Annotated in this window: 24 protein-coding genes; 9 read left to right on the top strand and 15 right to left on the bottom strand. The window is 72.1% G+C overall.

The window, feature by feature from the left end; genetic code table 11:
* Positions 1 to 15 precede the first annotated feature (15 nt).
* Both ABD140_RS05870 and ABD140_RS05865 read right to left on the bottom strand, forming a co-directional pair.
* Complete coding sequence (locus ABD140_RS05870; protein WP_344237534.1) at positions 16 to 1,638, bottom strand: AMP-binding protein; 1,623 nt, start codon at positions 1,636 to 1,638, stop codon at positions 16 to 18.
* A 158-nt stretch (positions 1,639 to 1,796) separates the two neighbouring features.
* Positions 1,797 to 3,227 carry an MFS transporter gene (locus ABD140_RS05865; protein WP_344237532.1) on the bottom strand — a complete coding sequence of 477 codons (1,431 nt, stop codon included), beginning with the start codon at positions 3,225 to 3,227 and terminating at the stop codon, positions 1,797 to 1,799.
* 161 nt (positions 3,228 to 3,388) lie between these two features.
* Here ABD140_RS05865 and ABD140_RS05860 point away from each other — a divergent pair, with 161 nt between their 5' ends.
* A complete protein-coding gene (locus tag ABD140_RS05860) occupies positions 3,389 to 3,991 on the top strand; it encodes a TetR/AcrR family transcriptional regulator (protein ID WP_344237530.1) in 603 nt (200 codons plus the stop codon).
* Positions 3,992 to 4,088: 97 nt separating this feature from the next.
* On the top strand, positions 4,089 to 4,472 hold the full coding sequence (locus ABD140_RS05855; protein ID WP_344237528.1) for a hypothetical protein: 384 nt from the start codon (positions 4,089 to 4,091) through the stop codon (positions 4,470 to 4,472).
* Between the two features lie 73 nt (positions 4,473 to 4,545).
* Here the strand turns inward: ABD140_RS05855 and ABD140_RS05850 are convergent, their stop codons facing one another.
* Entirely contained in the window at positions 4,546 to 4,920 is a 375-nt protein-coding gene (locus ABD140_RS05850) for a YybH family protein (RefSeq protein ID WP_344237526.1), read from the bottom strand.
* A 71-nt stretch (positions 4,921 to 4,991) separates the two neighbouring features.
* On the opposite strand from ABD140_RS05850, the gene ABD140_RS05845 reads away from it, so the two are divergent.
* Entirely contained in the window at positions 4,992 to 5,882 is an 891-nt protein-coding gene (locus ABD140_RS05845; RefSeq protein WP_344237524.1) for a LysR family transcriptional regulator, read from the top strand.
* Positions 5,883 to 5,976: 94 nt separating this feature from the next.
* Here the strand turns inward: ABD140_RS05845 and ABD140_RS05840 are convergent, their stop codons facing one another.
* From ABD140_RS05840 to ABD140_RS05820, 5 genes are read right to left on the bottom strand one after another with little or no spacing between them, the layout of a single operon-like run.
* Positions 5,977 to 6,786: an SDR family NAD(P)-dependent oxidoreductase gene (locus ABD140_RS05840; RefSeq protein WP_344237522.1), complete on the bottom strand. Its 810-nt coding sequence runs from the start codon at positions 6,784 to 6,786 to the stop codon at positions 5,977 to 5,979.
* Between the two features lie 22 nt (positions 6,787 to 6,808).
* Positions 6,809 to 7,270 (bottom strand): nuclear transport factor 2 family protein, encoded by a 462-nt coding sequence (locus ABD140_RS05835; RefSeq protein WP_344237520.1) that lies wholly within the window; start codon positions 7,268 to 7,270, stop codon positions 6,809 to 6,811.
* Positions 7,267 to 8,154: an LLM class F420-dependent oxidoreductase gene (locus ABD140_RS05830; protein WP_344237518.1), complete on the bottom strand. Its 888-nt coding sequence runs from the start codon at positions 8,152 to 8,154 to the stop codon at positions 7,267 to 7,269. The genes ABD140_RS05835 and ABD140_RS05830 overlap by 4 nt, the downstream gene beginning before the upstream one ends.
* 7 nt (positions 8,155 to 8,161) lie before the next feature.
* A complete protein-coding gene (locus tag ABD140_RS05825) occupies positions 8,162 to 9,625 on the bottom strand; it encodes an FAD-dependent oxidoreductase (RefSeq protein ID WP_344237516.1) in 1,464 nt (487 codons plus the stop codon).
* A gap of 5 nt (positions 9,626 to 9,630) precedes the next feature.
* Complete coding sequence (locus tag ABD140_RS05820) at positions 9,631 to 10,539, bottom strand: VOC family protein (RefSeq protein ID WP_344237514.1); 909 nt, start codon at positions 10,537 to 10,539, stop codon at positions 9,631 to 9,633.
* Positions 10,540 to 10,712: 173 nt separating this feature from the next.
* Here ABD140_RS05820 and ABD140_RS05815 point away from each other — a divergent pair, with 173 nt between their 5' ends.
* The 3 genes from ABD140_RS05815 to ABD140_RS05805 all read left to right on the top strand — a co-directional run bounded on the left by ABD140_RS05815 (position 10,713) and on the right by ABD140_RS05805 (position 13,464).
* Entirely contained in the window at positions 10,713 to 11,546 is an 834-nt protein-coding gene (locus tag ABD140_RS05815) for an SDR family NAD(P)-dependent oxidoreductase (protein WP_344237512.1), read from the top strand.
* Between the two features lie 104 nt (positions 11,547 to 11,650).
* Positions 11,651 to 12,238: a TetR/AcrR family transcriptional regulator gene (locus ABD140_RS05810; protein WP_344237510.1), complete on the top strand. Its 588-nt coding sequence runs from the start codon at positions 11,651 to 11,653 to the stop codon at positions 12,236 to 12,238.
* On the top strand, positions 12,235 to 13,464 hold the full coding sequence (locus ABD140_RS05805; RefSeq protein ID WP_344237508.1) for a cytochrome P450: 1,230 nt from the start codon (positions 12,235 to 12,237) through the stop codon (positions 13,462 to 13,464). The genes ABD140_RS05810 and ABD140_RS05805 overlap by 4 nt, the downstream gene beginning before the upstream one ends.
* Positions 13,465 to 13,564: 100 nt before the next feature.
* On the opposite strand, the gene ABD140_RS05800 is transcribed toward ABD140_RS05805, so the two are convergent.
* From ABD140_RS05800 to ABD140_RS05785, 4 genes are read right to left on the bottom strand one after another with little or no spacing between them, the layout of a single operon-like run.
* The gene (locus ABD140_RS05800) at positions 13,565 to 14,749 is read right to left on the bottom strand and encodes an acyl-CoA dehydrogenase family protein (RefSeq protein WP_344237506.1); all 1,185 of its coding nucleotides are present in this window, start codon (positions 14,747 to 14,749) and stop codon (positions 13,565 to 13,567) included.
* 31 nt (positions 14,750 to 14,780) lie between these two features.
* Positions 14,781 to 15,812, bottom strand: a complete 1,032-nt coding sequence (locus ABD140_RS05795) for a 2Fe-2S iron-sulfur cluster-binding protein (protein ID WP_344237504.1) — start codon at positions 15,810 to 15,812, stop codon at positions 14,781 to 14,783.
* A complete protein-coding gene (locus ABD140_RS05790; protein ID WP_344237502.1) occupies positions 15,809 to 17,485 on the bottom strand; it encodes an FAD-binding protein in 1,677 nt (558 codons plus the stop codon). The genes ABD140_RS05795 and ABD140_RS05790 overlap by 4 nt, the downstream gene beginning before the upstream one ends.
* On the bottom strand, positions 17,482 to 18,354 hold the full coding sequence (locus ABD140_RS05785) for an alpha/beta fold hydrolase (RefSeq protein WP_344237500.1): 873 nt from the start codon (positions 18,352 to 18,354) through the stop codon (positions 17,482 to 17,484). Before ABD140_RS05785 ends, ABD140_RS05790 begins: the two co-directional genes overlap by 4 nt.
* Before the next feature lie 236 nt (positions 18,355 to 18,590).
* Between ABD140_RS05785 and ABD140_RS05780 the strand changes: the two genes are divergently transcribed.
* Positions 18,591 to 19,145, top strand: a complete 555-nt coding sequence (locus ABD140_RS05780; RefSeq protein ID WP_344237498.1) for a flavin reductase family protein — start codon at positions 18,591 to 18,593, stop codon at positions 19,143 to 19,145.
* A 5-nt stretch (positions 19,146 to 19,150) separates the two neighbouring features.
* Here the strand turns inward: ABD140_RS05780 and ABD140_RS05775 are convergent, their stop codons facing one another.
* Positions 19,151 to 20,050: an IclR family transcriptional regulator gene (locus tag ABD140_RS05775; RefSeq protein ID WP_344237496.1), complete on the bottom strand. Its 900-nt coding sequence runs from the start codon at positions 20,048 to 20,050 to the stop codon at positions 19,151 to 19,153.
* A 203-nt stretch (positions 20,051 to 20,253) separates the two neighbouring features.
* Here ABD140_RS05775 and ABD140_RS05770 point away from each other — a divergent pair, with 203 nt between their 5' ends.
* Positions 20,254 to 21,129: a TIGR03619 family F420-dependent LLM class oxidoreductase gene (locus tag ABD140_RS05770; protein WP_344237494.1), complete on the top strand. Its 876-nt coding sequence runs from the start codon at positions 20,254 to 20,256 to the stop codon at positions 21,127 to 21,129.
* The gene (locus ABD140_RS05765) at positions 21,126 to 21,629 is read left to right on the top strand and encodes a nuclear transport factor 2 family protein (protein ID WP_344237492.1); all 504 of its coding nucleotides are present in this window, start codon (positions 21,126 to 21,128) and stop codon (positions 21,627 to 21,629) included. Before ABD140_RS05770 ends, ABD140_RS05765 begins: the two co-directional genes overlap by 4 nt.
* Positions 21,630 to 21,723: 94 nt before the next feature.
* On the opposite strand, the gene ABD140_RS05760 is transcribed toward ABD140_RS05765, so the two are convergent.
* Both ABD140_RS05760 and ABD140_RS05755 read right to left on the bottom strand, forming a co-directional pair.
* Positions 21,724 to 22,308: a TMEM165/GDT1 family protein gene (locus ABD140_RS05760; protein ID WP_344237491.1), complete on the bottom strand. Its 585-nt coding sequence runs from the start codon at positions 22,306 to 22,308 to the stop codon at positions 21,724 to 21,726.
* Between the two features lie 249 nt (positions 22,309 to 22,557).
* A complete protein-coding gene (locus ABD140_RS05755; protein WP_344237489.1) occupies positions 22,558 to 23,349 on the bottom strand; it encodes a TetR/AcrR family transcriptional regulator in 792 nt (263 codons plus the stop codon).
* Positions 23,350 to 23,383: the final 34 nt, after the last annotated feature.

Here is a 23,383-nt window from a genome sequence, read left to right as displayed (position 1 = left end):
CCCGGAGGAAGGCCCTTACGCGCGCCATCGGCGGTAGGCGCCGTCCTCGAGGCGGTAGAGGGGGTCGGTGGTGTGCCAGGCCGCCGTGCGCAGGGGGCGTTTGACCACTTTGCTGGTGGCCGTGCGCGGTAGTGCTTCAGTGAGCCGGATGTACCGGGGAGACCACTTGGTGCCGAGATCAGGCTGGGCGAGCAGAAAAGCGGCGAAGGCCGCGGGATCGAAGGCCGAGCCGGGCTTGAGGACCGCCGCGGCCATGACCTGGTCGCCCACGTGCTCGTCCGGGACCGCGTAGACCGCCACATCGGCGAAGGGCTCGAAACGGGCGAGGAGGCGTTCGACGGGGGCGGCGGCGAAGTTCTCGCCGTCCACGCGGAGCCAGTCGCTGTCGCGGCCGGCGAAGTACCAGAAGCCGTCGGCGTCGCGGTAGGCCAGGTCGCCGGACCAGGACCAGCCGTTGCGGATGCGCTTGGCGGTGGCCTCGGGATTGTTGTAGTAGCCCTCGAAGACCGCGGCTCCGGCCTTGTTGACGATCTCGCCGATCGCGTCCTCCGCGTTGAGGAGGGTGCCGTGCTCGTCGAAGACGGCGCGGGGGCATTCCTCCAGGGTCGCCGGGTTCACGACGACCGTGCCCTCCTCGGCCACGCCCAGGGAGCCGGGCGGGGTGCCGGGGACGCGGACGATGCGGATCTCGCCCTCGCTGGAGCCGTAGGAGTCGAAGACCTTGCAGCCGAAGCGGCGGGAGAACGCCTCGATGTCGCGCTGCGCGGCCTCGTTGCCGAAGGCGATGCGCAGCGGGTTGTCGGCGTCGTCCGGCTTTTCGGGGGTGGCCAGGATGTAGTTCAGCGGCTTGCCCACGTAGTTGAAGAACGTGACGCCGTAGCGGCGCACGTCCGGCAGGAAGCCCGAGGCGGAGAACTTCCGGCGCAGCACCACGCATCCCCCCGCGCTGACGGCCGGAGCGATGCCCGCCATGAGGGCGTTCGAGTGGAACATGGGCATCACGACGTAGAAGACGTCGTCGGCCGTGAGGTTCCGGCGCTGCTGCTGCTGGACGGCGATCCGGCCGAGCCTGCCCTGGGTGCAGATGACGGCCTTGGGCGCCGACGTCGTCCCGGAGGTGAACACCAGCGAGAAGATCGCCTCCGGCCGCACCTCCGCACCTGCGACGTCCGCCGGTTCGGTCTTCGCCAGCGTCTCCGCGTACGCCTCGCCGTCCACGACCAGCCGGGGAACGTCCGGTACGAGCCCTTCGAGCAGCGACGCCCGGCTCGTCTCGGTGACCAGCACCCCGCAGTCGGTGAACGTGATGTCCCGCGCCAGCTCCGCGCCCCGGCGCGTCGGGTTCAGCTCGACGACCGGCACCCCCGCCAGGGCGGCCCCCAGCAGCCAGAACACGTGCTCGGGCCCGTTCTCCAGGAAGAGCCCCACGTGCCAGGCTCCCTCTCCCCTCATCCCGAGCACGATCCCCGCGCGCAGCCGCGCCTGCTCGACGACCTCCCGCCAGCTCCAGGACCGCTCCTCGAACCGCAGACCGACCCGGTCGTCGTCCCCCCGCGCCTCGACCAGCCCGGCGAAGGTCACCTCCTCGGCGGGCCTGTCATCGGCCAGAACCCCGCTCGAACCCCTGCCCTGCGGCATGCCGCTCCTCTCCCGAGAGACCTCCCACAGGAAACCCGGTGGCCGCCTCCCACCGCAGGGACCGATCCCGCTGAGCGGAAACCGCCGAACGGCCTCGGCCGCCCCTGTCGGGAGGAGGGCCGAGACCGTACGGAGGTCGCCGCGCCGGGCACGCCGCCTCAGGTGCGCCGGGTGCGCAGGGCCGTGGCGGCGATGAGGACGCCGAGGAGGACGAGGGCGGTGTTGGCGGCGATGGCGAGGGTGACGCCGTGCAGGATCGCGCCGGCGGTCATCGCGCCGGCCGTGGCGGCGGCGACGATCGCGGACATGATCGGGGTGCCCAGGGTGATGCCCACCTGCTGGGACATGGACGCCAGGCCGGTGGCCAGGCCCTGCTCGCGGTCGGGCAGGCCGGTGGTGGCGGTGACCATGAAGCCGACGATGACCAGCATGTTGCCCGCCCCGCCGAGGAAGGTGGCGGGCAGCAGCAGCGCCATCGACGCCGGGGTGCCGCCGAGGAGCAGGAGCGCCGCGGTGAACGCCGCCTGAAGGAGCCCTCCGGCGACCAGCGCGGTCAGGGTGGAGGTGCGGGCGATGAACCTCGCCGCGAGCAGGCCGCCGGCCACGGTCCCGGCGCCCAGCACGCCGAAGGAGATCCCGGCGGCCAGCGCGGAGAAGCCGAGGGTCTCCTGCATGTACAGGGTGAGGAGGTAGACGAGCGAGGTCTCGGTGGCGAAGGCGAGCAGGCCGAGCACGTTGCCCCAGGCCACGGTGCGCTTCTTCAGGACGTGGACGGGGACGAGGGGCTGCGCCGCCCTGCTCTCGATGCGGTAGAAGGCCGCGAGCAGCACGGCGCCGGCCGCCAGCGCGACGAGGGCGACGGGGTGGCTCCAGCCGTGCTCACCGGCCTGGGTGAGGCCGAAGACCAGCGCGAGCAGGCCGAGGGTGACCGTCAGCGCGCCGGGCAGGTCCATCTTCGGGCGCTCGGCGGGGCGCGACTCCCGGATGACGCCGGGGGCGATCAGCAGGACGGCCGCGGCGACGGGGACGTTGACGAAGAACGCCCAGCGCCAGGAGAGCAGGTCGGTGAGGACGCCGCCGAGGACGGCGCCCGCGGTGAAGCCCGCGGACATCAGCGCGCCGTTGAGGCCGAGCGCCTTCTGCCGCAGCGGCCCCTCGGGGAAGGAGGTGGTGAGCAGGGCGAGGCCCGCCGGGGTGGCGGCGGCGGTCGCGAGCCCCTGGGCGACACGGGCGGCGATGAGGACCGCGGGGCTGGTGGCCAGCCCGCCGACCAGGGAGGACAGGCCGAGCAGCGCCAGGCTGCCCAGGAAGACGCGCTTGCGGCCGACGAGGTCGCCGACCCGGCCGAAGAAGAGGGTGAAGCCCGCGGCGGCCAGGGCGAAGGAGGTGGCGATCCACTGGAGGCCGGACAGGGTGAACCCGAGGCCGTCCCCGATCGCGGGGAGCGCGACGTTCAGGATCGAGAAGTCGACGGCGAGCATGAACTGGGCGACCAGCAGCACCGTGAGGACCACCTTCTGGCGGCCCGTCAGCCGCTGCGGGAGGCGGCCGGAGGTCTCGGCCTCCGGGAGGAGTTCGGCGGTGGACATGGGGGCGGTCTCCTTTCGGCCGCCGCCGTGGCGCGGCGGCGGAGAGGGCAGGGGGCGGCAGAGCCACAAACGGGACCTTGGTTCCGTTACGATGAAGACCGTAGCACCCGACCACCCCGTAAGGGAACTACAGTTCCATTTATCCGGAGAAGGAGCTGATCATGACCGACACAGCGCCGCACGGCACCGTCCGTCCCGGCGGGCGCACCGCCCGCGTCCGCGCGGCGGTCCTGGAGGCGGCGGGCGACGCCCTGGCCGAGCACGGCTTCGCCGCCCTGGACCTCACCCAGATCGCCCGCGCCGGCGGCGTCGGCAAGACCACCGTCTACCGCCGCTGGGGCACCCCCGGAGCCCTCGCCGCCGACCTCCTGGCGGACATGGCCGAGCAGTCCCTCCCCCGCGCCCGCACCGGCGACGTCGCCACCGACCTGCGGGAGAACGCCCGCCTGGTCGCCGGCTCGCTCACCGACCCCCGCCAGGGCCGCCTCTTCAAGGCGCTGATCGCCGCCTCCCTCTGCAACGGGCAGGCCGCCGAGGCCCTGCACCGCTTCTACGCCGTGCGCATCGACGAGTGGGCGGGCTGCGTCACCGACGCCGTCGCCCGCGGCGACCTCCCGGCGGGCACCGATGCCCGCCGCGTCGTCGCCCAGGTCTCCGCGCCCCTGTACTACGCCCTCCTCAACACCGGCGAACCGCTGACCGAGGAGCTCGCGGACCGCGCCGCCGCCGCGGCCCTGGCGGCGGCGCGGGCGGGCGCGCTGTGAGGGGGTGATTCGTATGACTTCTGCGGGAACCCGGCACCCGAAAAGCCCGTCATACCCGTCAGATCCGGCAGCGAGCCGGGCGGACGCGGGAGCGAAGATGGGATTGTTCGGCAGGATCACCCGGGGCCTGGGCGAGCTGATCGGGGCCGTGGACGCCGAGACGGTGCGGATCGGCCGCGCCGCGCGGGCGGAGCTGCTGGAGGTCGTCCCGCTGGGCACCGGCGTGCGGCGCGGAGACGGCGTGACCGAGCGCGTCTGCGAGTTCCTCGTGGAGGTCACCGCCGACGACGCCGCCCCCTACCGAATCCGGGTCCGCCAGCGCATGGCCGAGGACCTCCTGGAGCAGCCCCTCCCCCACGACCTGTCCGTCGTCACCGCCTGGGTCCACCCGCGGGACCCGCGACGCGTCGCCCTCGACTTCGACTTCCCGCCCCCGAGCCTCCGCCCCCGCCCCCGCCCCCGCCTGAGCGCCGCCGTCTGAGCGCCCCCGTCCGACCCGGGCCCCGCGGCCTGCCGCGGGGCCCGGCCCCGCCATGGGGCCCGCGCCTCCCGGGTCAGCCCGCCGGGTTCACGAACTCCGGCTGGTCCAGCAGGCGGAGCCAGCTTCCGTCGGGCTGGCGGCGGACGACCTGCGCCCGCGCCCCGGCACCGTCCCGCGGCGGCGTCGAGGTGAGGGCGATGCCGCCGCTGACCAGGGTCGGCAGCGGCTCCTCCGGCTCGAAGCGCGGGCGGTTCGCCAGCACCTTCGCCCACAGCTCCCGGATCGCCTCGCGGCCCACCGTCCGGCCGCCCGGCGGGTAGGCCAGCACGGCGTCCTCCTCGTACAGCGCCGCGACACCGGCGGCGTCGCCCGCGTTGGAGCGCTCGACGAAGAACCGGGTGATGTCCTCGGGGCGCATGGCCTTCTCGTACTCGTCGTAGTTCGTCATGGCTCCAGCCTGCCCCGGTGCCTTATCAGAAGTCCAACAGATGATTCTTCTGGAAACTAGAATCCATGCTTATGGAACTGCACCAGCTGGAGTACTTCGTCGCGGTCGCCGAGGAGCGGAACTTCACCCGCGCCGCCGAGCGGCTGCACATCAGCCAGTCCGGCGTCAGCGCCCAGATCCGCCGCCTGGAACGGGAGCTCGGCGCCGAGCTGTTCGACCGCTCCACCCGCGCCGCCGCCCTGACCGTCGCCGGGAAGGCCGCCCTCGACCACGCCCGCGCCGCCCTCGCCGCGGCCCGGGCCGTCGGTCAGGCGGTGGACGAGGTGAACGACCTGGTCAGCGGCAGCCTCACGGTCGGCATGGTCGTCGGCTGCACCATCACGCCCCTGTTCGACGCCTTGGCCGCCTTCCACCGCGCCCACCCGGGAGTCGAGATCTCCCTGCTGGAGGCCGACTCCGACCACCTCACCGAGCGGGTCCGCGCCGGAACCCTCGACCTGGCCCTCGTCGGCGCGGCCGCCGCCCCCGAGGACCTGGAGTCCCTGACGATCATCAGCGAGCGCCTCGTCGCCGCCGTCCCTCCCGCGCACCCCCTGGCGGAACAGCGGCGGGTCACCCTGAACGACCTGTGCTCCCACCCGCTCATCTGCATGCCCCCGGGCACCGGCCTGCGCACCGTCTTCGACCAGGCCTGCGCCGCCCGGAACCTGGCCCCGCGCATCGCCCTGCAGGCGGGCGCCGCCGAAGCCATGGCCGATCTCGCCTCCCGCGGCCTGGGCGTCGCCGTCCTCAGCGAGTCCATGGCCGCCTCCTACCGCGACCGCCTCACCGCCCTCCCCGTCGACGACGCCCGCTCTCCCGCCTTCCTCCTCCTGCTCTGGAAGAACACCCGCACCCCCGCTCTCCGCGCCCTCCTCCCCCACACCCGCCGCGCCTTCTCCGCCCCCGAGCCGCAGATCTGAGATCGCGCTCAGCCGAAGTGCTCGACGCAGTCGCCGTACCCGTCACCCGGCAGGTGGTCGAAGGCCGGGGTCGCAGGGTGGGTGGGGCGGTGGGTCAGGTGCGTCGGGGGCGGTTGGTCCAGCCCTTGCCGTCGGCTCGGCTGAACCAGCCGGAGGCGGCCAGGGTGCCGCCGTCCACGGGGATGGTGTGGCCGGTGACGAAGGCGGCGTCGTCGGAGGCGAGGAAGGCGATGACGGAGGCGTAGTCCTCGGGCTCGCCGAAACGGGCGAGGGGGACCCAGGTGTGCATGAGGGCCGGGTCGTGGTCGCGGAGCATCCAGGCGGCGGGGGTCTGCTCGGTGTTGGCCAGGTCGGGGGCGATGGCGTTCACGCGGACGCCCTGGTTGCCCACGGCGACCGCCAGGCTCTTGGTGAAGGCGGAGACGCCGGCGTTGAAGGCCGAGTAGACGGGGTGGGCGGGGATGCCGCGGAATGCCTCGACGGTGGAGTTGTTGACGATGCTGCCCTTGCGCTGCTCGACCATCGTGGGCAGGAGGGCGTGGGTGAGCTTGAAGACGTGCAGCAGGTTGAGCTCGTAGAGGCGCTGCCACTGCTCGGGGGTGCTGTCCTGGAAGGTCAGGGACGCCGGGCGGAAGTCGCCGACGTTGTTGACCAGGACGTCCACGCGGCCGCCGCCGACCTCCAGGGCCGTCTCGGTGACGCGCTTGACGGTGTCGTCCTCGACGATGTCGCCGATGACCGTGACGCAGCGGCCGCCGGCGGCCTCGATCTGCGCGCGGGTCTTCTCGGCGGCCTCGGCGTCGATGTCGTTGAGGACGACGAGGTCGCCGTCGGCGGCGAGGCGGCGGCTGGTGGCGCCGCCGATGCCCAGGGCTCCGCCGGTCACGATGCTGGTGCGGGTCATGGGGCGTTCCTCACCGGCCGGGTCAGCCGCGCATGCGGCGGACGGGCCTCGTCTCGATCCAGTCGATGTGCAGGGCGCGGCGCGTGAAGCGCCAGACGCCCTCCTCGTGCCGGTAGGCGTCCTCGTAGCGGATGTGCCACACCAGGTCGGCGGGGGCGCCGTCCTTGCGCACGGAGAGGTGGTGGGCGGCGCACCTCACCCAGCCGGTGGCCGTGCCGGGCTCGGGGCCGGGATCGAGGACCTGGCCGCCGAGGAAGTGCGAGGTGACGGGGAAGAACTCGACGCGGCCTATCGCCGCGCGGATCTCCTCCGGCCCGTGGTACTCCAGGACGGGCTCCAGCGACGCGGGCGGGTCCGGCAGCACGAGCACCGCGTCGGCGGCGAACAGCCCTGCCAGGGCCTCGAACTCACGCGCGTCGGTGAGCAGTGCGTACCGGGCGACCAGGTCGGTGAGTTCGACCCGGTCGCCCGTGGAGAGCGTCAAGAACCCGCCAGGCCGAGCCGCTCGGCGCACGCCGACAGCTCGTCCTTGGCCTCGGAGAGGTCCTTGGTGGGGGTGGAGCGCAGCACGAGCCGGCCCGCGCCCTGGACCGCCAGCTTCTCGGCCTTCTCGGGCGTGACGACCGAGAGGGAGTGACCGAGGGTCAGCTCCAGCGCCTCGGGGTCGCGGCCGGCCTTCTCGGCCTCGTCGCGCATCAGCTTCAGCACCGACTGCAGCTCCTCGCCCATGAGGCCGAGCGGCTGGATGCCGTCGCCGTACCGGCCCGCGCGGCGGGCGGCGGCCTTGGTGTGGCCGCCGATGTGGATCGGCACGCCGCCTTCCTGCACGGGCTTGGGGTAGCTCATCAGGTTCTGGAAGCTGAAGAACCTCCCGTCGAACGCCGCCCCCTCGGGAGCGGTGTCCGCCCACAGCGCCCGCAGGATCTGGAGCTGCTCGTCGGCGCGGCGGCCGCGGGTGTCGAAGTCGACGCCGCAGGCCTCGACCTCCTCCTTCATCCAGCCCATGCCCACGGTCAACCGCACCCGGCCGCCCGACAGGGCGTCCAGGGTCGCGACCCGCTTGGCGAGCACCACCGGGTGGTGGTTGGGCAGGACGAGCACGCCGGTGGCGAGCCCGATCCGGCTGGTGCGGCCGGCCAGGAACGCCAGCAGATCCAGCGGGTCCGGAATGTCCAGATCGTCGGCGAGCTCCATCTTCCCCGACTTGTCGTAGGGGTAGACGCTGGAGTAGCTGCTGGCCACCACCGCGTGCTCGACGACGACGATCGACTCGAACCCGCAGGCCTCGGCGTGCTCGGCGTAGGCGCCGATCCACGCGGGGTCTGCGGTGACGCCCGCCGCGACGGGCGCCAGAACCGCGTACTTCACTCTTGCCCTATTCCTCTCGTGCGGCGGCCTTGCCCGCGCGGCGGCCGAAGAACGTGCCGTCGCCCAGGGAGGTGCCGCTGATGTAGCCCTCTCCGTGCATGCCGGAGGAGGCCCGTCCCGCCGCGTACAGGCCGGGGATGTGCTCGCCGGAGACGTTGAGGACCTCGCCGTCCACGGTGGTGTGCAGGCCGCCGAGGGTGAACCCGGCCGCGCCGGAGCCCTTGCCCGCGCCGGTGCCGAAGAAGCCGTCGCGCGGGTCGACCGCGGCGAACGGGCCCTTCAGCGGGCGCAGCCAGCGGGCGTCCTTGTGGAAGTGGGGGTCCTCGCCGTTCTCGGCGTGCCGGTTGTAGACCTCGACGGTGTGCTCGAGGGTCCCGGGCAGCATGCCCAGCGCCTCCTCCAGCTCGGCGAGGGTCTCCTCGACGTACTTGGGCTGCACCTGCCACAGGTCGCCCGGCGGGATGGACTCGAAGCCCTCCTCGTCGATGATCCCCCAGTAGGGGCCGGGCTCCTGGAGGATGGCGTGGGTGCTGTAGATGCCGGGGTAGACGTCCTCGTTGACGAAGCGCTGTCCCCTGCCGTTCACCAGCATGCCGCGGGCGACGAGGGCGGGCAGCGCGGTCATCGAGATCTCCACGACGCCCATGCGCCGGGTGGCCGCGCCGATCGCGGTCGCCATCCGGATGCCCGAGCCGTCGTCGAGGCCGTCGCTGACCTTGCCGAGCCCCAGCAGCGCCGGGGCGTGGTGGGCCAGCATCTCCTCGTTGTCGACGAACCCGCCGGTGGTGACGATGACGGCCTTGCGCGCCCGGTAGGTGACGGTCTGGCCGAACTTGCGTGCCACCAGGCCGGCGACCCGCCCGCCGTCCATCACGAGGTTGGCGGCGACGGTGTCGGTGTGGGTGACGGCGCCGGCCGCGGTGACGGCCTCCTCCAGCTTCTGCATGAGGAGGTTCCCGGCGAAGCCGGGGGCGGCCGGACGGTGCCCGCGCGGGGCCGCCTTGGCGACGGTGTTGTACGGCCAGGCGTTCTCGCCCAGCCACATCAGCCCGTCGTCGGTGAACGGCATCCAGGCGTGGCCGGTGAAGAAGGTGTGCTTGAACTCCACGCCGCGCGCGACGAACCAGTCGTGGTGCTCGACGCTGCCGTCGCAGTACAGCCGCAGCTTCTCGGTGTCGGCGTGGGGGCCGAGCGCCTTCTCCAGGAAGGCGTACATGTCCTCGGGCGTGTCGTCGAAACCGAGCGCCTTCTGCGTCCCGGTGCCGCCGCCGAGGTACAGCTCGCCGCCGGACTGGCCGGAGGAGCCGCCCGCGCCGCTCGCGCGCTCCAGCACGATCACGTTCGCGCCGGCCGCCGCGGCCTCGTACGCCGCCGCGGCGCCCGCCGCGCCGAACCCGACGACCAGGACGTCGCACTCGTGGTCGAACGCGCCGACCTCGGCGAGCGCGACCGCTTCAACGGAAGAGGTCACCGGCGTCACTTCCCCGGGGGGACGAACGCGGCCAGCGGCTCGGAGCCGGACCAGTCGTGGCCCCAGTAGCTGTCGGCGGTGATCTCCTCGGCGGTGTAGTGCGCCTCGTCGACGAGCATGCCCTCGCAGCCGTACTCGATGTCCCAGCCGCCGGGCGCCCGGACGTAGAAGGAGACCATCTTGTCGTTGGTGTGGCGGCCCAGCGTGGAGGAGAGCGAGAAGCCGCGCTTGTTGATGTTGTCCAGCGCGCGGCCGACGGTGTCGAGCTCCTCGGTCTCGACCATCAGGTGGACCATGCCCGGGTCGCCGTCGTGCGGGGCGGGGCAGACCGCCAGGCTGTGGTGGCGCTGGTTGACGCCGAGGAAGCGCACCCGGGCGTGGCCGCCGCCGACCTTCATCGCGCCGCGCGGCAGGAAGCCCAGGACCTCGCAGTAGAAGTCGTAGGTCGCCTGGAAGTTCGGGCTGGGCAGCACGACGTGGCCCATGCCGTGGTCGCCGGTGACGAACCTGTGCGCCAGCTTGTTGACCAGCGGGCTGTGGTCGAGGACCGGGGCGTAGAACACCTCGACGGGGGTGCCCGCCGGGTCCTTGAAGGTGATGGCGGCCTCGACGTCCAGCGCCGCGGCCTCCTTCGGAGACAGGTCGGTCACCTCGACGCCGGCCTTCTGCACGGCCTCGCGGACGGCGGCCAGCGCGAACTGGTCGCGCACCTCCCAGCCGACCGCCAGGACGCGGTCGTGGTCGCCGGGCAGCAGCGCCAGCCGGTACCTGCGCTCGTCCATGCGCAGGTAGAGCCCGTCGGGATCGGGTCCCGACCCCTCGGCGAACCCCAGCGAGTCGATCGCCAGCTCGCGCCAGCGGTCGATGTGGGCGGTCTGGACCCTCAGATAACCGAGTCCCCGGATCTGCGTCATGTAGCGTCCTCGATCCCATCCTCAACGATGCGCGGCCGAACCTCCGCCCGCAGGATCAAGCTCTCAAAGCGCGCGGACCTCCGGGCGGCCTTTCCCGCTCAGTGAGAGTCGTCACCTCCGCCCTCCGCGAGCCCGGTGTCATCGGCGGACACCACGAACGAGAGCGAGGTCGGATGACGGCATCGAGCAGGCCGGTGGCCCTGGTGACCGGGGCGAGCCGCGGTATCGGCAGGCACATCGCGCTGGCCTTGGCGGGCGCGGGGTACGACGTGGCGTTCACCGCCCGCACCGTCGCCGAGGGGCAGGGCCGCATACCTCCGAGGCAGGGGAGCGGGACGGGATCGGAGATCTCCGTTCCGGGCAGCCTGGAGAAGAGCCGGGCCGAGATCGAGGAGCTCGGAGCACGCGCCCTGCCCGTCCGGATGGACCTGCTCGACCTGGAGAGCGTCCGGGAGGCGGCCCGCACCGTGCTGGCGGAGTGGGGACGCGTCGACCTCCTGGTGAACAACGCCGTGGCGCACCTGGCGGGCAACCACGACCGCCTGCTGGACCTGGATCTCGACGTCGCCGCCCGCACCATGACCGGCAACCACCTCCACCAGCTCGCCCTGATCCAGGCGGTGGTCCCGGCCATGCTCGAACAGGGCGGCGGCACGATCGTCAACCTGTGCTCCGGCTCGGCCACCACCGACCCGCCCGCCCCGCCCGGCGAGGGCGGCTGGGGCGTGGCCTACTCGGCGTCCAAGGCGGCGTTCGGCCGCCTCGCCGGGGCGGTCAACGCCGAGTACCTGGACCGCGGCGTCCGCGCCTTCAACCTGGATCCCGGTTTCGTGGTCACCGAGGCCGGCGCGGCCAGGGGAGGCACCTCGGCCATCGCCGACAAGGGCTTCACCCCCACTCCCGAGGACGCCCCCGGCCGTGCCGTCGTGTGGCTGGCCTCCTCCCCCGAGGCGGACCGCTTCCTCGGCAGGGTCGTCTGGACCCCCAAACTCGTCTCGGAGCTCTGACCGCGCCCCGCCCCGGGAGCATGGCCGCACCCGGCCGGAGGGGGTGACGCCTCGGGGTGTCCCGGGTCATCATCGGTTCGTCCAAACAAGTGATTGGAAGAACCGTGGTCGACGGTACTCGAGAACGGATCGTCGTCGAGGCGCTGCGGTTGTTCGCGGCGCAGGGATACGCGGCGACCTCCGTGGCGGCGATCGAGAAGGCGGCGGGACTGTCGCCGAGGTCGGGATCGCTGTACACCCATTTCGGGTCGAAAGAGCAGGTGATGGTCGCGGCGGTCGAGCGTGCCGCCGGGGTGGCCGAGCGCCTCGACCTCTCGGCGATGCTGCCGCTGGGGGACCTGCGGGCCGAGCTGACGCTGATCGCGCGGTGCTCGCTCCAGCTCATGAGCGGCTGGCGCGACCTGATCCGGGTGATCATGAAGGAGTCGGAGCAGTTCCCCGAGGTGATGGCCACCGCGCGGGCCCGGCTGTTCGCCGCTTCCTACCGGTTCTTCGCCGACTACCTGGCCGTCGCCGCCCCCGACCGGGCCGGCCACGACTTCGAGGCTCTCTCGGCGATCTGGCTGGGCGCCGTCGAGAGCTACTGGATCATGCGCGACATCTACGAGGCCGCCCCGTTCGCGATGGACGACGAACGGTTCATCGGCCAGTGGGTGAACACCCTGATGACGACGTTGGGAGCATCCAGATGACCGCCACGGCGTTCCGGCTCAACGATCCCGGCACCATCCACGACCCCTATCCCCGCTACGCCGCCCTCCGCGACTCCGCGCCCGTGCACTACGACCCCGAGCTCGACCTGTGGTTCCTCAGCCGGTACGAGGACGCGGCCGTCGCCGTGCGCGACGCCGGGCGGTTCTCCTCCGACCTCGGCCGCTGGTCCAACATCACGGACAACCCGTTCGCTCCGGATCAACGCCCCTCGCGTCCGCTCGCCGCGGTCCTGCGGCGCCTCCCCTCCCCCCGGATCCTGCTGAGCATCGACCCGCCCGACCACACCATGCTCCGCCGCAAGGTCAGCCGCGCGTTCACCCCGCGCGCCATCGCCTCCTGGGAGCCCCGCATCAGGGAGGTCACCGACGGGCTCGTGGCGGACATGGCGGCCCGCGGCGCCGACCGGCCGTCCGTCGACCTGGTCCACGAGTTCGCCTCGCCGCTGCCCACGGTCGTCATCGCCGAACTGATGGGCATCCCCGCCGACCGCCGCGACGATTTCAAACGCTGGTCCGACGGGCTCATCGACGGCCTTCTGACCAGCGGCGGCGGTCTCCGGTCGGCACGCAGCGCGCTGGCGATCTCCTGGTTCTTCACGAAGACGGTCCGTGAACGCCGCAAGAACCCCGGTGACGACCTCATCAGCATGCTCGTCGCCGGCGATCCCGAAGAGGCGCTGACCGCCTCCGAGATCGTCGCGTTCTGCGTCCTGCTGCTCGTCGCGGGAAACGAGACGACCACCAACCTCATCTCCAACGCCGTCAACGCTTTGTTCACCCACCCCGAGGCGGCGGACGGCCTGCGCGCCGATCCCGGATCGGCCCCGGCCATCGTCGCCGAGACCCTCCGCCACGACGGCCCCGCCCAGGGCCTGATCCGCATGACCACGACCGACGTCGTCTTCGACGGGGTGACGATTCCGGCCCGCAGCCGCGTCCTGGCCCTCATCGCCTCCGCCAACCGCGACCCCCGCCGCTGGCCTGACCCCGACGACTTCCGCCCGGACCGCGACCACTCCGGGCACCTCGCCTTCGGCACCGGCATCCACCACTGCCTCGGCCACGCGCTGACCCGCCTGGAGGCGTCCATCGCGCTCGAAACCCTCTACCGCCGCTTCCCCGGCATCGCGCCGGCCGCCCCGCCGACCCGCATCGACAGCCCGGTCCTCCGCGGCTTCCGCACCCTCCCCGTCCGGCTCGCCTGAACGCGGCCGCGGCGGGCACGGCCGGGGATCCGCCCGTCCGGCGCCCGACGGGAAAGGCCCCGCTCCCTTCCGGGAGCGGGGCCTCGACGTGTCCGTGCCGTCAGATCATGGAGCGCATCGGGCCCACGGGGGGCTCGATGTCCATCTGGGTGAGGGCGGAGACGTGGTAGACCGAGCCCGGCACGTGGATGGCGTGGGCCAGGCCCATGTGGGCGTCGCGCCAGAAGCGCTGGATCGGGTTGTCCTTGCGCAGGCCGTTGCCGCCGGAGCGCACGACGATCTCGGTCATGGCGTGGACGGCGCGCCAGGCCGAGCGGACCTGGGTGCGGCGGGCCGCGGCGCGCTCGGCGAAGGTGAACTCGTGGCCCGCGGCGGCCTTGTCGTACATGCGGGAGATGTAGTCCAGCAGCAGGACGCGGGACGCCTTGATCTCCTCGGCGGCCTCGCTGATCGCGTACAGGACGTACGGGTCGTCCTTGATCTTGGTGCCGGTGATCTGGACGCGGGAGCGCTGGTAGGCCAGGTGCGCGGCCAGGGCGCCCTCGGCGATGCCGACCACCGCGGAGGTGATGCCCAGCGGGAAGATCGAGGTGTAGGGCACGTGGTACAGCGGGTTGGTCAGCCCGGCGCGGCGGACCGCGGTGCCGTCGATGACCTCGTTGTACTTCAGCACCCGGTAGTCGGGGATGAAGGCGTCCTTGACGATGATGTCCTTGGAGCCGGTGCCCTCCAGGCCGACGACGTTCCAGGAGTCCTCGACGATCTGGTAGTCCGAGCGCGGCAGGATGACGTGCAGCGCGGCCGGCGGCTGCGCGACCTTGCCCTCGGCGTCGCCGACCATGGCGCCCAGGAAGATCCAGGTGCAGTGGTCGGTGCCGGAGGAGAACTGCCAGCGGCCGTTGAGGATGTAGCCGCCGTCGACGGGGCGGGCCACGCCCATGGGGGCGTAGGGGGAGGCGATCCAGGTGTCCTGGTTCTCGCCCCAGATCTCCTGCTGCACGCGCTCGTCGGCGTAGGCCATCTCCCACGGGTGGAGGCCGACGATGCCGGCGACCCAGCCGGTGGAGCCGTCGAGGGAGGCGATGCCCATGACGGTCTCGGCGAACTCGCGGGGGTGGACCTCCAGGCCGCCGTGCTTGGCCGGCTGCAGCATCCGGATGGCGCCGGCGTCGCGCAGCACCTTGGCGGCCTTGTCGTCGAGCCGCCCGAGGGACTCGTTGGAGGGGCCGCACTCGCGGATCTCCTCCGCGCGTTCCATGATCTTGTCGAGCACGCTTTCGCTCATCGCCTGATCTCCCGGTGGGTGTCTGTGGATGTCAGCCGTCGTAGCTGATCTTGAGTCTGTCGCTGACGGATTTCGCCTGGCAGGCGAGAATGAGGCCGTCCGCGAGGTCCTGGTCGTCCAGGACGGTGTTGGCGTCCAACGTGACCTCCCCCTCCAGCACCACGCAGGCGCAGGCGGAGCAGGAGCCCTCGCGGCAGGAGAAGGGCGCGTCCAGTCCGGCGCGCAGCAGCGCGTCGAGCAGGTAGCCGGATCCGGACCAGGCGACGGTGCTGGTCTGGCCGTCGAGGTCGACCTCGACCTCGACGGCGCCCTCGCCCGTCTCGGTCTCCGGCTCCGGCGGGTTCTCGGCGAACGGGTCGCCGCCGAGCGAGAAGAACTTCTCCACGTGCACCCGCTCGGCGGGCATGCCCACGGCGGCCAGCGCCTCGGACGCCAGCTCCATGAACGGGCCGGGGCCGCAGATGAAGGCCTCGCGGCCGGCGAAGGGCTCGGTCAGCGCCCGGACCGCGGCGGCCGTCGGCAGGCCCTGCACCGACACCAGCCAGTGCAGGACCGACAGCCGCTCGGGGTGCGCGGCGACGAGCTCCCGCAGCTCCTCGGCGAAGATCACCGCCCGGTCGTCCTGGTTGGCGTACAGCAGGGTGATCTTCCCCGTGCCCCGCGCCAGCGCCGACTTGAGGATCGACAGCACCGGGGTGATGCCGCTCCCCGCCGCCACCAGCAGGAAGTCGCCGTCCAGCGAGGCCGGGACGAACGTCCCGGCGGGCCGCAGCACCTCCAGGACGTCGCCTTCGGTGACGTGGTCGCAGATCCAGTTGGAGCCGAGACCGCCCGCCACCCGCTTGACGGTCACCTTCAGCCGGTCGTCGACCTCCGGTGAGCTGCACAGCGAGTAGCAGCGGGCCGCCCATCCCTCGCCCGCGGGCACCCGGATGGTGAGGAACTGGCCGGGCCGGTAGGAGAAGCGGTCCTCCTGACCCTCCGTGGGCTCCAGGACGAGCGAGTGCGCGTCCTCCGTCTCACGGACGACCTGCGCGACCCGGACCTTGAGGGATCCCGTCATCGACCTTCTGCCTTGCGCTTGGCCGCGGCGTGCTTGGCCGCGATGTACCCGAAGACCATCGAGGGGCCGATGGTCGCGCCCGGACCGGCGTACTCGTTGGCCATCACCGACGCCGAGGTGTTGCCCGTGGCGTACAGGCCCTCGATCACCGAGCCGTCCGTGCGCAGCACCCGGCTGTTCTCGTCGCAGACCAGGCCGCCCTTGGTGCCCAGGTCGCCGACCTCCAGGCGGAAGGCGAAGTAGGGGGCGGTCTCGATCACGTCGAGGTTGGGGTTCTTCAGCGTCGGGTCGCCGTAGTAGCGGTCGTAGGCGCTGTCGCCCCGGCCGAACTCGGGGTCCTTGCCGTCCCGGGCGTACCCGTTGAACGTGCGGATGGTCTCGGTGAGCGCGTCCGCGGGGACGCCGATCTGCTCCGCGAGGCCTTCCAGGGTGTCGGCCTTGTAGACGATCCCCGCCTCGAAGAACTTCTTGTGGATGGGGGCGCCGGGCAGGATCTGCGCGAACGGGTAGCGGGACCGGGCCGTGGCGTCCATGATGAACCAGGCCGGGACGTGCTTGCCCTCGAGCTGGTCGTGGACGAAGTTGACGTACGGCGAGGCCTCGTTGGTGAAGCGCTTGCCGTTGCCGTCGACGATCACCTGCCGGGGGATGGCGCGCTCGGACACCAGGGGGATCACCGCGCCGAGCGGGTGCCGCACGGCGGGCATCCACCAGGCGTCGTCCATGAAGTCCACCGCGGCGCCGAGCTTCTCGCCCAGCGTGATGCCGTCGCCGGTGAGCTCGCGCGCGCCCATCGCGAAGTCGTCCTGGCCGCCCTCGGGCAGGTACTTCTTGCGCATCTCCAGGTTGTGGTCGAACCCGCCGGTGGCCAGCAGCACGCCGTGGCGGCCGCGCAGCCGGTGGACCTTGCCGTCGCGCTCGGTGGCCACGACGCCGGTGACGGCGCCGTTCTCGTCGGTGATGATGTCGGTCATGCTGGTGCGCACCCACAGCGGGACGTTCGCGTCCTTCAGCGCCATGCGCAGCCGCGCGGCCAGCGCCCGGCCGCCCGTCGACATGTGGCGGCGCAGCACCATGTTGGACGCCACGCGCCAGGCGGCGACCAGGGAGGCGCGGCGGCCCGCCCAGGTGCGCTTGACCATCGCCAGGTCGTGGTAGTCCTTGCTGGTGATCCACAGGCCCAGCGGGCCCTTCATGTTGTTGGGCCGCTGGTACTTCTCGTCCTCGCCCAGCTTGCGGGTGTCGAACGGCTTGGCCTCGATGGACCGGCCCAGCGGCCGGCCGCCCTCCAGCTCGGGGTGGTAGTCGGCGTAGCCCTTGGTCCAGAAGAACTTCGCCCACTTGCTCTTGCCGACCAGCTCCATCGTGGCGGGGCCGTTGTCGACGTAGGCGTCGAGCCGCGCCGCGGGGACCTTGCCCTCGGTGAGCAGGTCGAGGTAGCGGCGGATCGACTCGCGGCTGTCGTTGTGCCCCTTGGCCCGCAGCGTCGGGTTGTTGGGGATCCAGATGCCGCCTCCGGACATGGAGGTGCTGCCGCCGAACTTCGAGCCCTTCTCGATGATCAGGACGCTCATCCCGGCGTCGGCGGCGGTCAGCGCGGCGACCATGCCGCCGCCGCCGCTGCCCACGACCACCAGGTCGTACTCGGCGTCCCAGCCCTGGTTCTCCGTCATGCCTTCCGCTCCTCACGGGTCAAGAAGGCCAGGACGGCGCTCTCCCACGCTTCCTTCTGCTCGATCATCACCCAGTGACCGCAGTTGGGGAAGATGTGCACCTCCACGTCGGGGGCGGTGCGCATGGGCACCAGGGCCATGTCGACCGGGCTGACCCGGTCGTCGCGGCCCCAGGTGATGAGCGTCTTGGCCTTGAGCTTGTGCAGCATCGCCCAGTAGGGCGGCTGGGTGGAGGCGGCCGCCATCTTGGCGCGCGCCGCCATGGCCTTGGTCCCGTACATGCGGCGGGCGCTGGCCAGGGTCTCGGGGTCGGTGGCCTGCTGCCAGCGCTCCTCGATCAGCTCCTCGGTGACCAGGGCGGGGTCGTAGACCATCGAGTGCAGCCAGCGGACGAGCTTCTCGCGGCTGGGCTCGTCGGTGAACTCCGCGAGGAGCTTGATGCCCTCGCCCGGTCCCGGGCTGAAGATGTTGGTGCCCATGCCGCCGATCGTCACCAGCCGGCCGACCCGCTCGGGGTTGGCCATCGCGAACTGGGTGCCGATGATGCCGCCCATGGAGTTGCCGATGACGTCGACCTTCTGCAGGCCCAGGCCGTCCAGGAAGCGGGTGATCGCACCCGCGGCGGCGACCATCGGGTGGTCCTCGGTCGGGTCGCTGACGCCGAAACCGGGGAACTCCAGGACGAGGCAGCGGAAGTGCCGGGCGAACAGGGCGAGGTTGCCGCGGTAGTTGCGCCAGCCCGTGACACCGGGGCCCGAGCCGTGCAGCATCAGCAGGGGCGGTCCCTCACCGGCCTCGTGATAGCGCAGCACGCCCTGGTCGGTGGAGAGCTCGCGCAACGTCGATTCGTAGGTCGGCTCTGTGGTCATCGTCCCTCGGTCCTCCGGATTCTCAGGGTGTTCGGAACGTAGATGAGGGGTCCGCCGCGATGTCCGCGGCGATCCCGTTGAGCGGGATGCCCGCCTTTCCCGGGCGCGTGCGGGTCGGATCGCGACTTTCTTCCACTCATCGGGATGCCCGACCCTGGTTACTGGACAGGAGTCTTACTTTCGATGCGCCGAGCCTTCGCCGGCCGCGCCCGCCACGAGGACCCGAGGTGATCCCCATGACAGCCGAACCCGCGCTCACCGGTCTCCCCCAGCTCGACCCCGCCGCCTTCCGGCGCGCCATGGCGGAGTTCGCCAGCGGCGTCACCGTGATCACCGGCATGGACGGCGCCGAGCCGGTGGGCTTCGCGTGCCAGTCCTTCGCGTCGGTCTCCCTGGAGCCGCCGCTGGTGCTGTTCTGCGCCGACCACCGTGGCCGCACCTGGCCACTCATCCGCGCCTCCGGCCGGTTCTGCGTGAACATCCTGGGAGAGGACCAGCAGGACCTGTGCGGGAGGTTCGGGTCGAGCAAGGGGTTGAAGTACCAGGGACTGGACTGGGAGACGTCCCGGTGGGACACGCCCTCCCTGCCCGGCGTGCTGCTGCGCGTCCACGCCTCGGTGCACTCGGTGCACGCCGAGGGCGACCACGACGTGGTGATCGGCCGGATCCTGGAGGTCGAGCACGTGAACGACGGCCGGCCGATGGTCTTCTTCCGCAGCAGGTTCGGCCTGGACGAGCCGGCCCCGCTGCTCACTCCCGAGATGTGGTTCGGCAGCGGGCAGTGGGGCTGAGCCGCTCACATCCAGTCGCCTCGGCCGTCCAGGGCCAGCAGGCGGTTCATGGTCTCGGCCGACCAGGTGCCGCTCTCGTGGGCGGCGGCCGACCGGCTCCGGGGGGCGCGACCCGGGGCCCGGCGCGGCGAGGCGGTGCCGGGGAAGAGGGTCTGGGCGATCTCGCGGGCGGCGGACGCCACCAGCGGCGCCACCTTCTCCAGGGGGGTGTTGAGGGTCCCGACCAGCGAGATGCCGGCTACCGGCCCCTCCGGGCCGCGGACGGCCGCCGCCACGCAGGCGATGTTGGGGACGGACTCGCCCCGCTCGAAGGCCAGGCCGCGGCGCTGGCGCACCCGGTAGAGCTCCTGGTGCAGGGTGCCCAGCTCGCCGATGGTGCGGCTGGTCAGCCGGCTGAGCCCGCCGCCGGTCTTCTCGTCGACCTCCTCGGGCTCCAGCCAGGCCAGGATCGCCTTGCCCAGCGCGGTGGAGTGCGCGGGGGCGCGGCCGCCGACCCGGGAGGGCACGGACGAGGCGAACCGGCCGCCGACCTTGTCCAGGTAGAAGATCTCCGAGCCGTCCAGGACGGCCAGGTGGGCGACGAGACCGGTGGTGATCTGCAGTTCGTGCAGCAGCGGGGCGGCGGCCTCGCGGAGCTTGCCGTGTCCGCGGTCCTGCCCACCGAGACCGAGGGCGCGGCGGCCCAGGGCGTAGCCGTAGGAATTGTGCTCCAGCCAGGACTGGCGGACCAGCTGGTCGAGGATCCTGTGGGCGGTGGAGCGCGGCAGCCGGGTGTGGCGGGCCACGTCCTCCAGGGTCAGCCGTGCCGAGCGCCCGTTGAAGGCGTCGAGGATGAGGGTCATTCGCTCGACCATCGACGGCGGCGGTTCGTCGCGCACCGTGGTCTGTGTGGTCTGCTCGCTCACCGCACCCTCCCATGCGACTGAAATGAATTCTCGTTAACCAGAATGTAGCAATCGCTCCCCTGCTTGGGAAGAGGATACGTCTTGCCTGGTTAACTCGTTACCAGCAGGTTTCCGGCAGGTGGGAACACCCCCCTCGACCTCGGCCTCCACAGACTAGAACGTTTTCTGATAACTGGCTCATCGCCGACGAGGAAGGACCACGGATGCGGATCGGCATCATCACCCCCGTGGTGGCTCAGCCACCCCTGGGCCACGGCGCGTGGGAGGCCACGGCGGGCATCGCGGAGATCGGCGCGATCGCCGAGACCGCCGACCGGCTGGGCTACCACCACCTCACCTGCAGTGAGCACGTGGCGGTCCCCGCCGAGGCCGCCGCCCAGCGCGGAGGCGTCTACTGGGACCCGCTGGCGACCTTCGGCTACCTGGCCGCCCGCACCCGGCGCGTCCGCCTGGCCACCCAGGTCCTCGTGCTCGGCTACCACCACCCGCTGGAGATCGCCAAGCGCTACGGCACCCTGGACGCCGTCAGCGGCGGCCGCGTCGTCCTCGGCCTGGGCGTGGGCAGCCTGGAGGAGGAGTTCGCGCTGCTGGGCGCCGAGTTCGCCGGCCGCGGCGCCCGCGCCGACGACGCCCTGGCCGCGCTGCGCGCCGCCCTGTCCCGGCGGGAGCCGTCCTACCAGGGCGAGTTCTACTCCTTCTCCGGCATGGTCGTCGAGCCGCACGCCGTCCAGGAGCAGGTGCCGCTGTGGATCGGCGGACGCACCCTGCGCTCCCTGCGCCGCGCCGCGAACGCCGACGGCTGGGTGCCGTTCGGGCTGCCGCTGGAGGCCCTCAAGGAGATGCTCGGCAAGGTCGAACTGCCGGACCGCTTCGACGTGGTGCTCTCCCCCACCCGGGCACTGGACCCGCTGGGCTCCCCCGAGGCCGCCGGATCCGCCCTGCGCGCGCTGGGCGACGCGGGCGCGACCATCGCCGGCGTCCGGATCAAGGCGACCTCGGCCGAGCACTACTGCGAGCAGCTCGCCGCGCTGCGCGGCCTGGCCGACAAGTGGGAACTGACCTTCGAGGAGGAGCTGTGAGCGACGTCGAGCAGCGCCTGGCCGCCATGGAGGCCCGCCTCCGGCGGCTGGAGGACGAGCAGGCGATCACCAGGCTGATCCTCTCCTACGCCCCCCTCGTCGACAGCGGCTGCGACCGGCAGGTGGCCGAGCTGTGGGAGGAGGACGGCGTCTACGACGTCGACGAGATCTACATGCAGGGCCGCGACCAGCTCTCGGGCATGGTCCGCTCCCGCAACCACCAGAACTGGATCAGCGGCGGCTGCGCCCACTTCGCCGGGCCGCCGCACATCACCCTGGACGGCGACGAGGCCACCGCCGTCTGCTACACGCTGATGATCGTCAACACGCCCGACGGCTTCACCGTCCGCCGCGCCACCGCCAACCACTGGCACCTCCGGCGCGGCACCGCCGGATGGAAGGCCGTCAACCGCATCAACCGCGTCCTCGACGGCCGTACGGAGTCCCCCGACCTCCTGGCCTCCCACTTCCCCGAGGCCGTCCGGCACCGTCCCGCGTGACACCCCGCGGGGAGGCCCGTCCTCCCCGCGGCTCCCCCCGAGGGCGAGAAGGCGTTTTCACCGCCTTCTCGCCCTCGGGCGTACCGGAGGCGGATCAGCCGGTGAAGGCCTCGATGAGGGTCCAGGTGGCGAGGGCCGCCATGCAGACGCCGCCGAAGCGCTGGACGACCTTGAGGGGGACGCGGGAGGCGATGAAGCGGCCGGCCAGGAGGGCCAGGGCGGAGACGGTCATGAGGGCGGCCGCCGAGCCGATGGCGGTGGACAGCAGACCCTTGGAGGCGGCGAGGTTGGCGGTGGTGATCTGGGTGAGGTCGCCCCATTCACTGATGAAGACGGCCATGAACGCCGTCGTGTAGACGGGCCAGAAGCCGGTGATGATCTTGCCGCCGCCCTCGGCCTCGTCGTCATCGCCGCCGCCGCGCAGCAGGACGAAGGCGCCGAAGGCGAACAGGGAGGCGGAGACCAGCTTGACCGCCATGTCCGGCAGCAGGCCCAGGAGGCCGCCGGCGCCGACGGCCAGGGCGACGTGCACGAGGAACGCGGTGGAGGTGCCGAACCACACGTACAGCGGGCGCATGCGGGTGCCCATCGCCAGGGAGGCGAACATCGTCTTGTCCGGGAGTTCGGCCAGGAAGATCAGCCCGAAGGCGGCCAGGATCGCCAGGGGGTCGAGAGTCATGCGCGAGCGCTTTCTGCAGGGCCGGGCCTGCGGGCTCGGGCGACGCCCGGCGGGGCGGCGGGGGAACCGTTCGGCCCGGCATGAGGGAGCCGCCCGCGCACCTCGCGCGGGCAGGGTCATGCCTTGGCCGAAGGTCTCGTCCACCCCTTGACGGGGCCCGGTGGCCGGGAGCTCCGTAGAGATCCAGTATGTCGACCAGCCGGTGTTTCGGGACTACTCCCCTTCGCTGCCCCCACTGTAACACCGGGGTCAAGGCCCGCCCCGCCCGGCCGAGGCGGCCTCGACGCCGTCGAGGAGCGCGGCCAGGCCCGCGGTGAAGGCCTCCCGCGCCTCCTGCTCCAGATAGGGGGCGGTCTCGTCCGCCATCTGGAAGGCGCGCTCGCTCTCCATCCAGCTGAGGACGGGGAAGCGGTCGGTGAAGTCGGGGACGACCTCTTCGAAGGCCGCGGAGCGCGCGTACCACCACTCGTCCTCGGCGAGGCCGGTGGCCGCGGTGGCCAGGCGGGCCTCCGCGGCCGTCCGGGCGGCGCCGCGGACGAAGTGGTGCAGAGCCGAGATGTGGCGGCGCAGGGCGGGTGCGGGGAGGCCGCTCTCGCGCAGGATCCGCACGGACGTCTCGAGCGCGCGGTACTCGTACGGGCCCAGGATGGGACGGGCCTGCGACACCTGGAGCGTCCAGGGGTGGCGGAGGTGGAAGTCCCACAGGTCGTCCGCCCAGGCCGCCATGGCGGCGCGCCAGCCGTCCCCGAGGCCGTATTCGGCGGGCAGTTCGGCGTGGACGCGGTCGTACATGAGGTCGACCAGCTCGTTCTTGCCGGGGACGTAGGTGTAGAGGGCCATGGCCGTGCGGCCGAGGCGCTCGGCGACGGCGCGCATGGACAGCGCGGCCATCCCCTGCTCGTCGGCGACGGCGACGGCCGTCGCCACGATCAGCTCGACGCTCAGGCCCTGCTTGGGACCGGGGCGCCGGCCGGGGTCGCGGGCGCCCCACAGCAGGGCCATCGAGCGGCGCGGGTCGCCCTGCGCGGCGTAGACCGTCAACGCGAACTCCTTAGAGCATAAAGTGTCCGACCCT

The sequence above is a fragment of the Actinocorallia libanotica genome (genome assembly GCF_039525175.1).
GTDB lineage: Bacteria > Actinomycetota > Actinomycetes > Streptosporangiales > Streptosporangiaceae > Actinocorallia > Actinocorallia libanotica.
The sequence above is the reverse complement of the archived record's forward strand: the minus strand, read 5'-3'. Positions and strand labels throughout refer to the sequence as shown.